The following is a 13,449-nucleotide window of genomic DNA, read 5'->3' as shown; positions in this document are numbered from 1 at the left end:
GAAGAGGCGAGCAGGCGTTACGCCGTGCCGCCGACGGTTAAGTTGTCTACCTTCAGCGTTGGCTGGCCCACGCCCACCGGCAGGCTCTGCCCCTCTTTACCGCAGACGCCGACGCCGCTGTCGAGCTTGAGATCGTTGCCGACCATGGAGATCTGCTGCATGGCTTCGATGCCGGAGCCGATCAGGGTTGCGCCTTTCACAGGCGTCGTCACCTTGCCATTCTCAATCAGATAGGCTTCCGAGGTAGAGAAGACAAACTTGCCGGAGGTGATATCCACCTGGCCGCCGCCAAAGTTCGGGGCAAAGATCCCGTACTCCACCGACTCGATGATCTCCTGCGGAGTCGATTTCCCGGCCAGCATATAGGTGTTGGTCATGCGCGGCATCGGCAGATGCGCGTAGGATTCACGACGGCCATTGCCGGTCGGGGCCACGCCCATCAGGCGCGCGTTGAGCTTGTCCTGCATGTAGCCTTTCAGGATACCGTTTTCGATCAGGACGTTGTACTGGCCCGGCGTGCCTTCATCGTCAATAGAGATTGAGCCACGGCGGTTCATCATAGTGCCGTCATCAACCACGGTGCAGAGCTCGGAGGCCACCAGCTCGCCCATCTGGCCGCTGAAGACCGAGGTGCCGCGACGGTTAAAGTCCCCTTCCAGGCCGTGACCTACCGCCTCGTGCAGCAGCACGCCCGGCCAGCCCGCACCCAGCACCACCGGCAGGGTACCCGCCGGGGCCGCTACCGCAGTAAGATTCACCAGCGCCATGCGCACCGCCTCTTTGGCCCAGGCGTCCGCCCGCGCTTCGCCGTCGGCGTCACTGAGGAACCACTCATAGCCCAAACGACCGCCACCGCCACTGGAGCCGCGCTCGCGTTTACCGTCATCTTCCACCTGCACGCTGACCGACAGACGTACCAGCGGGCGAACGTCCGCCGCCAGGGTGCCGTCAGTGGCCGCCACGAGGATCAGCTCATAGACGCCGGTCAGGCTGGCAGTGACCTCCTGCACGCGCTTGTCGGCGGCACGGGCCACGTTGTTGACCCGACGCAGGATGTCCAGCTTCTCTTCCCGGCTCATGCTCTGAAGCGGATCGAGGCTGGTATAGAGGGCGCTATGCTCAACCGCACCGAGGGTCTGCACCCGGCCATCACCGGCGTCGCGGACGATGGTGCGCGCAGCCTGGGCGCTCTGCTCCAGGGCCAGCAGGCTGATCTGATCGGCATAGGCAAAGCCGGTCTTTTCGCCGCTGACGGCGCGCACGCCGACGCCCTGGTCGATATGGTAGGAGCCATCTTTAATGATGTTATCTTCTAAAACCCAGGATTCGTGATAGCTCGACTGGAAATAGAGGTCGCCGTAGTCGAGACGGCGCTCGGCCAACTGGCCGAGGATGGAAAACAGATCCTGATGGCTCAGGCCGTTTGCCGCGAGTAATTGTTCACTAACCAGGTTCAAACTCATCGTTTTGCTACTCTCAGGTTGCCGCGCGTTGCGGTTATAAATTTCACTCTATTGAGAGTGAGGCAATTCGCTCAACTCGTCAAATCATTGCTATTTCGCGGGCGGGGTTCGCGGCTGGCGCATCACTTCATTGATCTGCGGTTTATCCATCGGCCCGCTGATGTGGTAGCGCAGAATAGAGACCTTGCTCCACAGCGGCCCCAGCACCTTGCTGGCGGCAAACACCGCTGCGCCAACGATGGGGTTAACGGCGAACGCGGCTGCGACGCCAACGGTGGCGGAGATCTCCGGGGCAACTACGGCCTCTACGTCCAGCTCGCGGCGCACGAGGTTGACCGATCCCTTCATGGCGATGTCCGCCTCAAGGCCGTCTACCAGCGTATCGTCGGTATGCAGAACGCCATCTTTGATCCACGCCGTGCTGCGGATAGAGTCAAAGTAGAAGCCTTCGCTAAAGGTGTCGCTGAAGTCAAAGCGCAGCTTGCGCAGCAGGGCGTCAAAGCTCAGCAGACGCAGCAGTTGTCCGGCGCGGCCGGTACTGACGTCAGCAATTTGCCCCTTGCCGAGGCGGGTGTGCAGCACGCCGTTGAGGGAGGCCACATCCGGCTGCCACGGGGCATCACGCCAGTGGAGATCGTAGTCGGCGTCGACCGACGCATCACGCATCGGCGTGGTGACGCCAAAGAACTCCGTGGCGGAGTCGATCTTATCCGCCCGCAGCTTACCTTTAATGGACGTGCGTTCGGCACCGCTGCGGTTAACCCACTCACCGCCGGCAGTCAGGCGGGCGAAGCCGCTGTCCACCAAGCCGTTGGCCAGGGAGAGCGTATCGCCTTTGATAGTAAAATCACCCTCAATGCGGCCATATTTCTGCCCCCACAGCCAGCACTCGGCGCAGCGCAGCTGAAGATCGGGCCAGCCGCTGAAATCGATCCGCGTCTTGCCGGTCAGTAATGCTTTCGGCGACAGCGGCTCGCTGGTGACCGGGGTCGGGTTGTAGTAGAGATAGCGAATGGCGGCGGTCCAGGGCCTGTTATCCGCCATCGTCAGCGCCGCCGCGATCTCACGTCCCTGCACGTCAACCTTGGTGCCGCCCGCCACGGGCTGCGTCTCCAGGCTGACATTGTTCCACTGCTGGCCGCCGAGGGTGAGCGCCGGCGTGCGCAGGGTAATCGCTTCCGGGAAGGCCGTGGCGCTGCTGACGTTGCTGGCTACGCCCTGCTGGAAAAGCCCCAGCCACTGCGCGCCGTCCAGCGGCGGCAGGTTCAGCTCGACGCCGCTCTGCGCCGGTAGCGGCGGAATGGTCTGGCTCTCCGAGGCCCAGATGGCTCTGTCCAGGGTCAGCTTTTGATTCAGCAGCCAGCGGCTATTAAAGTGGTTATCGCTGCCCGCCGCCCCGGTCAGATCGAAGCTGCGCAGGTTGCCCGTCACGTTCAGCTTTACCGGCAGAGACTGGCCTGCAGGCTTATTTAGCGGCGAGGGCAGTCGGCTGGCGAGATTTTTCAGGTCGCCTTTAATATCCACGTTGTAGCGCGCACCTGCGTTGTAAGGCAGCTCGATCCCAACCTTGCCGTTCCACGCCACGCTGCCGCTGAGGGCATCGTTGACCTGTTTCGGCAGGACGCCGGTGCGGGCAGGCTGCCAGTTCGCATTCATGTCGATCGCCACCTCATAGGCTTTTTTGCCTTCGGTGGTGGAGAAGTTGACGTTGAGCGGCTGATTAAACCAGCTGGCGGTCAGCGGCTCGCTCTGCAGATTGCCGTTCACGAAGCTGAAGTTGCCGTTGAGATTGTGCAGGGTGCTGTTCAGCGGCTTGATAAACAGGCTGTTATCCCGCAGCCTGACTTCGCCTTTAGCGGTAGTGATCTCACCGTCCAGCGGGATATCAAGATGTAAGCGAGCGCTCACATCGCCATCAAGCTGAAGCTCGTCCAGGGTCGCGCCAAGGGAGTCCTTCAGCGGCGTCTCGTTGAAGTACGGCCCGACCTCTTTGCCCGGACCGTTGATATCGGCGTCAATCAGCAGCTTCTCTTTCAGATAGTCCGGGATTGCCGCCGCCAGGTTGCGCGCCTGCACCCCACCGAGGCTGACCGCATCACTCTTCATAAACAGGCCGTCGTTGAGGAAGTCCAGCTCGATGTCGAAATTCTTGAGCGCTGGCCAGCCGGGCTGGAAGGCATATACCGCATTGTGTAGCGGCACCAGCACCTCAAACTGCCCTTCGTTGTGCTTGTAGGGGAAGAGATGCGGATTACCGCCGTAGACCAGCGTGGCGTTATCCACCTGGCCGCCCTGAATAGCCCCGCTCAGGTAGTCCACCAGCGCTTTGCCCATCAGGTTTTCCGGGAAATAGCGCCACGCCTGCCCGGCGTCATTAGTGCTAATCCCGGCGAGGATCCCCAGCCACGGCTCGTCATGAGCGGGCTTGAGATAGCGGAAGTCCCCCCGGGCACGCAGGCCGGTGGCCTCAATATCAAGCTGGCGACCATCCAGCTGGAAGCCATCGCTGTTATTCAGCCAGTTGAGGGTCGCCACGCCCTTTTTAATCTCCAGCGGGGCACGGAACACGGTTTTATAGGGCATGGTGGCCTGGGTCACCTCAGCCGTCAGCCGACCATCCTCCGCGCTGCCGCTCAGGGTCCCGGCCAGATGCTGGACGCCCGGCAACATCTTCCACTGCTGCCAGGAGAGATCCTGCCAGCGTGCCTGGAAGCGCGTTTTCTCCGTGGCCTTGAGCGGGATATCCAGCGCCAGCTGCTCAATCTGTCCGGCAGGCTGCATCGCCCGCCAGATCTCACCCAGCGCGGGAGAGAACTTTTCAGCAATCGGTAGCAGGCCATCCAGCCCGCTGAGCTCCAGGTGATTGGCACGCACGCGCAGCTCATCGCTCCGGGTGTTGTTTACGCCGCCTACCGTTTGCTCCGGGATCCACGCCAGGGTCAGCGCCCCCTTTGGCCAGGGTTTATTATCCAGCGTGACGCGGGTAGAGGGGATAGCAAACTGCCAGCCTTTTTCCCCTGTACGGGTCACGTGCGCTGTCAGGTTGTCCACGCTCAGATGGTGCGGTTTCGCATCGCCCTGCCAGCTCGCGCCACCCTTTTTCAGCCACACGTCGCCGCTGGCCACCTCGCCTTTGCTGACGGTCACCCATCCTTCAAGGCTGAAGCGGGCGCTATCGAGGGCGACGTTGTCCTGCATCCATTTGCCTAGCCACGGCTTAACGTCGACGTCATCCGCCTGTAGCCACAGGCGTCCGTTGTTAAGCAGGCCGTTATCGTCCCGCAGATCCATCCGCACCTGCATTACGCCGTGCTGGCCGGTCAGGCTAGAGAGGCTCACCTGCCCCTCGGCGCGATGGCGCGCGCTGTCGTTAAGCCAGGTAAGCTGGGGGATCGCCAGTTCGGCCCGCTGGCCGGAGGGAGTTAAGAAGCTAATATCGCTGTCGCGCAGATCGAAGTGGTCGAACTGGCGTAGGAAGAGATCGCTGAGACGGTTGCCTTCAAAGCCCTGCTGACTGTCGCCCTGCTGTATTGGGGTATTGGTATAGATGCGCAGCCGGTAAAAGGTGAGATCGCGAAACTGCCAGCGCAGGTGCAGCAGGCTTTGCCAAACGTCCAGGGCCAGGGTAACGCGCTTAACCGAGAATTCGCCGCCGTCGCTCAGGCCAGCGCTGATATCGCGCACCTCAACCTGCGGACCGAAGTTTTGCCAGCTGGCTTGAATATAGCTGGCGTTGACCGGCATTCCCGTGGCCGCCTCAATCTTTGCCAGCAGCGCCGGACGCCAGGTATTGAGATGCGGCAGCACAAGACGCAGGCCACTCACCAGCAGCGCGACGATGACAATCAACGTTGCGGCAGTCAGCAGCAGTATCCCAGGCAGTCGCCTCACGCATCTCTCCTTGTCAGCCAAAAAACAGGCCTTGCTCGTGTCGCAGCATGCTGCGTAATTACATCATTACCACGTCGAACTGCTCCTGGTTATAGAGCGGCTCAATTTGTACTTTTACCTGTTTGCCAACAAAGATTTCCACTTCTGCCAGCGCATGGGACTCGTCGCTTTTTAGCGCTTCGGCCACTGCAGGAGAAGCATAGACTAAGAATCGATCGGAATCGTAGGCGTGGTGCACACGAACGATTTCGCGCATGATCTCATAGCAGACGGTCTCTACCGTTTTGACCGTCCCACGTCCGTGGCAGGTCGGGCACTCGTTGCAGAGCACGTGTTCCACGCTCTCTCGGGTGCGCTTGCGGGTCATCTCGACCAGGCCAAGCTGGGAGAAGCCGTTGATGCTGGTTTTGACCCGATCCTTGCTCAGCGCCTGCTCCAGGGAGTGCAGCACCCGGCGGCGGTGATCCTCATTACTCATATCGATAAAGTCGATGATGATAATGCCGCCGAGGTTGCGCAGGCGCAGCTGGCGGGCAATCGCCTGGGTCGCTTCAATATTGGTGTTGAAGATGGTGTCGTCGAGATTGCGATGGCCCACGAACGCGCCGGTATTGATATCGACGGTGGTCATCGCCTCGGTCTGATCGATAATCAGGTAGCCACCGGACTTCAGCTCAACCTTGCGCTCCAGCGCACGTTGGATCTCGTTTTCCACGTCGAAGAGATCGAAGATCGGCTGCCGCCCGCTGTAGTGCTCCAGCTTGCTGGTCATCTCCGGAATGTATTCTGCGGTAAACTCCAGCAGGGCGTCAAAGGTCAGGCGCGAGTCGACGCGGATGCGGTCGAGCTGAGCGTCGGCGAAGTCGCGCAGCACCCGCTGAGCCAGAGCCAGCTCGCCGTACATCTGATAGCGGGTCTGGGGACGTTTTTTGCGCTCCATCACCTTGGTCCAGACGCGCTTCAGGTAGGCTGCATCCGAGGCGAGATCTTCATTGCAGACGCCCTCGGCCGCGGTACGGATGATAAAACCACCCTGCTCGTCGCAGTACTCCGCGACGATCTTCTTCAGCCGATCGCGCTCGCTTTCGCTTTCAATACGCTGGGAAACGCCCACGTGGGAGGCCCCCGGCATAAAGACCAGGTAGCGCGAGGGCAGCGTAATATCGGTAGTCAGGCGTGCGCCCTTGGTGCCCAACGGATCCTTGACGACCTGCACCATCAGATCCTGGCCCTGGCGCACCAGCTCGGAGATGTCGCGCACGGTGAAGTTCTTCTGCTCTTCGCCCGCGACGCACTCGGTATGGGGCATAATATCGGAGGCGTGGAGGAAAGCCGCCTTATCGAGACCAATATCTACAAAAGCCGCCTGCATGCCCGGCAGGACCCGGCTCACACGCCCTTTGTAGATATTGCCGACGATACCGCGCCGCGCTTCGCGCTCGATGTGGATCTCCTGCAGGATGCCGCCATCAATATAGGCGACGCGCGTCTCCGATGGCGTTACGTTCACCAGCAATTCAGCCGTCATGTTTATCCCTTCCCTCACGCAGTGCGTTAAAATCGCTTATCAGTTCGCCGGTCTCCACCAGCGGCAGGCCAACCACAGCATAGTAGCTGCCGTTGATGCGGCGGACAAAGCAGCCGCCCAGCCCCTGGATACCATACGCACCTGCTTTATCCATCGGCTCGCCGCTGGCAATGTAGGCATCAATTTCGCGCTCGGCAAGCACCTTAAAGGTGACATCGGTGACCACGAGGCGCTCCAGCACCCGCTGGCTGTCGGCCAGCGCAACGGCGGTCATCACCTGATGAGTCTGCCCTGAAAGCTGGCGCAGCATTGCAGCAGCATGGTGGGTATCTCTGGGTTTTTCAAGCACTTCACCGTTTACGATGACAATGGTATCGGCTCCCAGCACCGGCAGATCCCGCGCGGCCAGCGCAACGCCAGCCTGGGCTTTCTCCCGCGCCAGGCGCACCACGTACTGCTGGGCGCTCTCCTGGGGATGGCGCTGCTCCTCTACGCCCGGAATAATGCGCTCAAAAGAGACGCCGAGCTGGGTGAGCAGCTCCTGGCGGCGTGGCGAACCGGAGGCGAGATAGAGATCTGTCATAAATACCTTTTATTGCACCGCAAACTGCTGGCGGATTTTACGCATCAGCAGGAAGAGCCAGGGCCAGAGCACGCCGTCAACAATGCTGCTCCAGAAGACTTCCGGACGGAACGACACGTTGATGACTAAAAACTCGGCCCAGAAAACAATGATATTGGCCGCCAGCGACAGCAGCATCACCACCAGCGCCTGCTGCCAGAGCGCCAGATTACGGAAGAGCTGGTATTTCAGGGCAACAAGATAAGCGATGATGCTGAGCGACAGCGCGCGGACCCCAAGGGTTGAACCGCTGATCAGATCCAGTATGGCACCCATCATTAAACCTGTACCGACATTTACGCGGTGCGGCAGGGCGAGGATCCAGTAGAGCAGAATAAGCAGCACCCAGTTTGGCCGGAAAACAAGAATGTTATCCGGCCAGGGCATGATTTGCAGCAACAGCGCAATGAGGAACGAGAGCCAAATGACCCAGCGTCCCTGGCTACGATAGCTGGCCACTATTGCCCCCCGGACGCAGGCTGCGACGGCGTGTTAAGGCCGGTAGCAGGCTCAGGGGCGGGCGCAGGCGGTCCCATGGAGTTCGGCGCAGGCAGCACCTGCGGCATCATCTGCATCAGCCGCTCGTTGGCCACGCGGTGTACTTCTTCCGGGGTCATCGGATTCGCGCCGTTGCGATCGGCGCCCCACAGCAGCAGCAGGTAGCGTAAACGCTGGAGTCCCGCCATTGGACGCGCCTGGATAACCGTATAGGCGCGCTGGGTGTCAAGCTTCACGGACGAGACCACGCCAACCGGATACCCTTCCGGGAAACGTCCCCCAAGGCCGGAGGTGACCAGCACGTCGCCGACGCGAATATCGGTATTTGCAGGCAGATGCTCAAGCTGGAGATCGTCGGTACAGCCGTTACCGGCCGCAATCACGCGGATATCGTTACGCAGCACCTGGATCGGCAGCGCATGGGTCGCGTCGCAGATCAGCAGCACGCGGCTGGTGAGCTTGGCGACCGCAACGACCTGGCCTACCACGCCTTTATCGCTGATCACCGGCTGGCCTTCGTAGACACCGTTCACGCTGCCCTTGTCGATCACTACCTGATCGCTGTAGGGATCGTTCACCGTCGAGATGACCTGGGTGACCATTTTTTGCTCATCCTGGCGCAGGGGTGAGCCCAGCAGCTCGCGCAGACGCGCGTTCTCCTGTTTGTACTGTCCCAGCATCAACAGCTCGCTGTTTTTCAGCAGCAGCTCCTGGCGCAGCGCCCGATTTTCAAGCTCAAGCTGATCGCGCGAGGCTAAGGTTTGCGACACGCTGTCGAGCAGTTCACGGGGACCGTTTGAGACAAAGTAGAAAGGACTGACGGCGGTATCCATGTACGTTCGGATCTGACTGAACGTACCGAGGCGGCTGTCGGCGATAATGACACCAAGCGCAATCAGCACCGCCAGGATCAGGCGAATCTGTAGCGACGGGCCACGGCTAAAAATGGGCTTCATAGGCTATGCGTCTTCTCAGGCCGGATAGATCGGGGCAACGGCGACGTTACCCCAGACCTCATGCGGACTACTCTTCGCTGAACAAGTCGCCGCCGTGCATGTCGATCATTTCCAACGCCTTGCCGCCGCCACGGGCTACGCAGGTCAGTGGATCTTCTGCAACCACGACAGGAATGCCTGTCTCTTCCATCAGCAGACGGTCAAGGTTACGCAGCAGCGCGCCACCACCGGTCAGGACCATACCGCGCTCGGAGATATCGGACGCCAGCTCCGGCGGGCACTGCTCCAGGGCTACCATCACCGCGCTCACGATGCCGGTCAGCGGCTCCTGCAGCGCTTCGAGGATTTCGTTAGAGTTCAGGGTAAAGCCGCGCGGCACGCCCTCGGCCAGGTTACGACCACGGACTTCGATCTCACGCACTTCATCGCCCGGATAGGCAGAGCCGATTTCGTGTTTGATACGCTCAGCGGTCGCTTCACCGATCAGGGAGCCGTAGTTACGACGCACATAATTAATGATCGCTTCGTCGAAACGGTCGCCGCCGATGCGCACGGAGGAGGAGTAGACCACGCCGTTCAGGGAGATCACCGCCACTTCGGTCGTACCGCCACCGATATCCACCACCATGGAGCCCGTCGCTTCGGATACCGGCAGGCCAGCACCGATTGCAGCAGCCATCGGCTCTTCAATCAGGAAGACTTCACGTGCACCCGCACCCTGCGCGGATTCACGGATAGCGCGGCGTTCAACCTGGGTCGCGCCAACCGGTACACAGACCAGCACGCGCGGACTTGGACGCATGAAGCTGTTGCTATGCACCTGCTTGATGAAGTGCTGCAGCATCTTTTCCGTGACGAAGAAGTCAGCGATTACGCCATCTTTCATCGGGCGGATAGCCGCGATATTGCCAGGGGTACGGCCCAGCATCTGCTTAGCGTCATGGCCTACAGCAGCAACGCTTTTCGGCGAACCGGCACGATCCTGGCGAATAGCCACCACGGAAGGCTCATTCAATACGATGCCTTGTCCTTTTACATAAATCAGGGTATTCGCAGTACCCAGGTCAATGGACAAGTCATTGGAAAACATGCCACGAAATTTTTTCAACATACTAAGGGATAATCCTGAAAGCTGGGGCGGAAAACAAAATCCGCTTACTTTACCAACCACACGCAGCAGCGACAAGGCGCAAAAATCATCTGCTACGGTGAAAATTAGTGCAGTTCGTTTCCTCTGTTACAAATTGGCCTGACTCCTTCAGGACTCCACGGTATAGCAGCGCTCCTCGCCTCATCATTTTGTAACGCGTCAAAGGACGTTCACTGTCTTACGCTATTCGGACCGGCAGGCAGACATGCACACCCCCAGGCGATACAGCGCGCGTTATTCTACGTGAAAACACATTAAACGGCAGGTCAAACCGAGTATCTTTGTGAATATTTTTTCACGCTTGCATCAAGTGGTTCTGATGCGGCAAAGAAATCCCCCTGCCCGCCTGCTACACCACGCTCAATGAGCGTCTGCCATTCGCCTCGCGAGCGAAGACCGGTGGCGAAGACGCGAGTCTGCGTGCCTTTGCAGGTCTCAACCAGACTCTGTACCAGCAGCTGGTTCTCGGTGCGCTTCTCAATATTGCGCACCAAACTTGGATGGAGCTTTAACAGCTCGGCGTCCAACGCCTTGATCCAGCTGGTGCTGACCAGCGTCAGGCCTGCCTGAGTCACTGCAACTCGGGCACCTAAGGCGTTAATCAGACGCACCACCGGCTGTAAACGACTGATGTGTTGACAAACATCTGCCTCTGCAAGTTCAAAAATAATGCGTTTTCGCTTCGATTTTTCACATTGCATCAGCGTATCCCGCAGCCAGCGCTGGAAGCGCGGACGAATGAGTGACTCTACGGTGATCTGTAAAGCCAGCGTCTCCTGCGGCCAGAAGCCCAAAAACGTCACCAGCCGGGTGATGAGCTGCCGGTCATACTCCTCCGAGAGGCCGAACTGTAACACCATCGGCATATACTCGGCAGAGATCACCTCCTGTTCGCCGTCAAACAGGCGGCACATCAGCTCGCGGTGGTGGACGCTGCCGTCGCGGTTGATGGCTGGCTTATGGTACAGGCGCGGCCCGCCCCGGCTCAGCATCTGCTCGATCAGGGTTCGCCAGCGGACATTGCCGCGCCCCTTCTCCGGCAGGCTGTCATCGTAGACTGCCCAGCTGTTCGCCCCCTGCAAGACGGCGGTACGCGTCGCCGCCTCGGCATGCTCCATCACCTGGGTGGTGGTCTGCCCGCTGCGCCAGGCGCAGATGCCGATGTGCATCATATCTTCCCGGTCGAGCATCTTTGACGGCGGCAGAACGTCCACGGACTTCAGCAGCTGAGCGGCGATACTTTCAGACTCTTTAAGCGTGCGGTGGGAGAGCAGCACCGCAAAGTCGCTGCGGTGGTAGCGGGCCAGCAGCGCGCCGGGATAGCGCATAATGAAGGTAGAGAGCAGGTTGATCAGAATAAAGAAGTGCTCCTCGGTGGCCGCCGCCCCCCAGCTGTCCCGCAGCAGGTCAAAGTCCGGCAGGCGGATCATCATCACCACCCCGTGCGACCCGACCCTCTCCTGATCCTCCAGCAGCGTCGCCAGCTGGTTATCAAAAAAGAGCCGGTTGTTGAGCCCGGTTTTGGTGTCCTGGGCGGCATAGGAGCGGATCAGCGTATCCATACGGCTACGCTGCTCGCCAGCGAAATGGATCTCGGTCAGCAGCAGATCGAGCGCGCTGCTGGCCCGGGCGGGCCACTCATAGATGCTGCCCCGCACCCGCTGGCCGCGCTCGCCGTTGAGGATCCGGGTGGCCCGGCTCTCCAGCAGCTCCTGCCCCGCCAGCTGACGGCGCTGCCAGCGTACCGCCAGAAAGATAATAATGACCATAAAGCCAACGGCAAACGTCAGCGGTACGGTGGTGATGACCGAGTGAAAGTAGTTGGCCATCGGATCCTGATAGACCAGCAGGATGCTCGTTCCTGGGTTCTTAATCGAGGGGACAAGGCGTTCGCGGTGTAGATCGCTGCTGCCTGCGGGACGGTAGCTGCCGCTGCGCGTATGATCGAGCAGGATATGCTCCCCCTGCTTTACCACCACGCGCACGATATCGATGGGCACCATCAGCTCATCCAGCTGGACCGCAAGCGCCGAAGGCGGCTGCGAAACCAGCCGCGTGTCGATCACCGCTGCGACCGACTCCACGCGCTCGGCAACTTTCTGCTCAATGGCGCGGTAAAAACTGAACGAGCACCCCAGCAGCGTGACAAAGATTGCCAGCCCGGTTAGCAGAGTGACAAAAGCCGAGAACTTCGTCGTTAAGCGCATCCGTGTGTTAACTCCGTGGGTTAAGAGCTGACGCCTGTACCGGCTCATCTGGCAATTTATTGCGTTAAATCGGCATAGCGTTTTAATTAGCGAGTATAGTCTTCAGAAAATTTTTGCCAATCATCAAGCAACCGGAGAAGAGATATGCAGGCCTTGATTTTAGAACAGCAGGATGGAAACACGCTCGCCTCGGTGCAGGATATTGCCGATAGCCAGCTGCCGCAAGGTAATGTGACGGTCGATATTGCCTGGTCCAGTCTGAACTATAAGGATGCGCTGGCAATCACCGGCAAAGGTAAAATTATCCGCAACTTTCCGATGATCCCAGGTATCGACTTCGCGGGTACGGTTCATGCCAGCGAGGATCCGCGCTTTCACGTGGGTCAGCAGGTGCTGCTGACCGGCTGGGGCGTGGGGGAGAACCACTGGGGTGGTCTGTCACAGCGGGCGCGGGTCAATGGCGACTGGCTGGTGGCGCTGCCGCAGGGTCTGGACGGCCGTAAGGCGATGATCATCGGCACGGCGGGCTTTACCGCGATGCTCTGCGTAATGGCGCTGGAAGAGGCGGGCATCCGTCCTGCCGACGGCGACATTGTGGTCACCGGTGCCAGCGGCGGCGTAGGCAGCACGGCGGTTGCCCTGCTGCATAAACTTGGCTACCAGGTGGCGGCGGTTTCCGGTCGGGAAAGCACCCATGATTACCTCAAAGGTCTTGGGGCCAACCGTATCCTGAGCCGGGACGAGTTTGCCGAGAGCCGACCGCTGGAGAAACAGCTCTGGGCCGGGGCGGTGGATACCGTGGGCGATAAGGTGCTGGCTAAAGTGCTGGCCCAGATGAACTACGGCGGCTGCGTGGCGGCCTGTGGTCTGGCGGGTGGCTTTGCGCTGCCGACCACCGTGATGCCGTTTATTCTGCGCAACGTGCGTCTGCAGGGCGTTGACTCGGTGATGACGCCTGCTGAAAAACGTACCGCCGCCTGGTCGCGTCTGGCGCAGGATCTGCCCGAGTCGTTCTACGCGCAGAGCGCAACGGAGATTACCCTTGCGCAAGCGCCTGAGTTCGCCAACGCGATTATCAACAACCAGGCCCAGGGCCGCACGCTGGTCAAAATTGCCTAGTCGGCAATTTTTTAT

At 60.1% G+C, this 13,449-nt stretch carries 9 protein-coding genes; 1 reads left to right on the top strand and 8 read right to left on the bottom strand.

Annotated features, from left to right (window positions below):
• Positions 1-17: 17 nt before the first annotated feature.
• From tldD to csrD, 8 genes are all read right to left on the bottom strand, one after another.
• Complete coding sequence (gene tldD, locus EV102420_RS05995; RefSeq protein WP_042390015.1) at positions 18-1,463, bottom strand: metalloprotease TldD; 1,446 nt, start codon at positions 1,461-1,463, stop codon at positions 18-20.
• Between the two features lie 90 nt (positions 1,464-1,553).
• Positions 1,554-5,354 carry an AsmA2 domain-containing protein YhdP gene (gene yhdP, locus EV102420_RS05990; RefSeq protein WP_042390011.1) on the bottom strand — a complete coding sequence of 1,267 codons (3,801 nt, stop codon included), beginning with the start codon at positions 5,352-5,354 and terminating at the stop codon, positions 1,554-1,556.
• 58 nt (positions 5,355-5,412) lie between these two features.
• Positions 5,413-6,882 carry a ribonuclease G gene (rng, locus tag EV102420_RS05985; protein WP_042390008.1) on the bottom strand — a complete coding sequence of 490 codons (1,470 nt, stop codon included), beginning with the start codon at positions 6,880-6,882 and terminating at the stop codon, positions 5,413-5,415.
• Positions 6,872-7,465: a Maf family protein gene (locus EV102420_RS05980; RefSeq protein ID WP_042390006.1), complete on the bottom strand. Its 594-nt coding sequence runs from the start codon at positions 7,463-7,465 to the stop codon at positions 6,872-6,874. Before EV102420_RS05980 ends, rng begins: the two co-directional genes overlap by 11 nt.
• Positions 7,466-7,474: 9 nt before the next feature.
• Positions 7,475-7,963, bottom strand: a complete 489-nt coding sequence (gene mreD, locus EV102420_RS05975; RefSeq protein WP_042390004.1) for a rod shape-determining protein MreD — start codon at positions 7,961-7,963, stop codon at positions 7,475-7,477.
• Positions 7,963-8,958 (bottom strand): rod shape-determining protein MreC, encoded by a 996-nt coding sequence (gene mreC / locus EV102420_RS05970; RefSeq protein WP_042390002.1) that lies wholly within the window; start codon positions 8,956-8,958, stop codon positions 7,963-7,965. Before mreC ends, mreD begins: the two co-directional genes overlap by 1 nt.
• 67 nt (positions 8,959-9,025) lie before the next feature.
• Complete coding sequence (gene mreB / locus EV102420_RS05965; protein WP_000913396.1) at positions 9,026-10,069, bottom strand: rod shape-determining protein MreB; 1,044 nt, start codon at positions 10,067-10,069, stop codon at positions 9,026-9,028.
• 305 nt (positions 10,070-10,374) lie between these two features.
• Positions 10,375-12,315 (bottom strand): RNase E specificity factor CsrD, encoded by a 1,941-nt coding sequence (csrD, locus tag EV102420_RS05960; protein WP_042390000.1) that lies wholly within the window; start codon positions 12,313-12,315, stop codon positions 10,375-10,377.
• 144 nt (positions 12,316-12,459) lie between these two features.
• Here csrD and acuI point away from each other — a divergent pair, with 144 nt between their 5' ends.
• The gene (gene acuI, locus EV102420_RS05955; protein ID WP_042389998.1) at positions 12,460-13,434 is read left to right on the top strand and encodes an acrylyl-CoA reductase (NADPH); all 975 of its coding nucleotides are present in this window, start codon (positions 12,460-12,462) and stop codon (positions 13,432-13,434) included.
• The last annotated feature ends 15 nt before the right edge of the window (positions 13,435-13,449 follow it).

This window comes from Pseudescherichia vulneris NBRC 102420 (assembly GCF_000759795.1).
Taxonomy (GTDB): Bacteria; Pseudomonadota; Gammaproteobacteria; order Enterobacterales; family Enterobacteriaceae; genus Pseudescherichia; species Pseudescherichia vulneris.
This window is presented reverse-complemented; position numbering and strand designations above follow the sequence as displayed.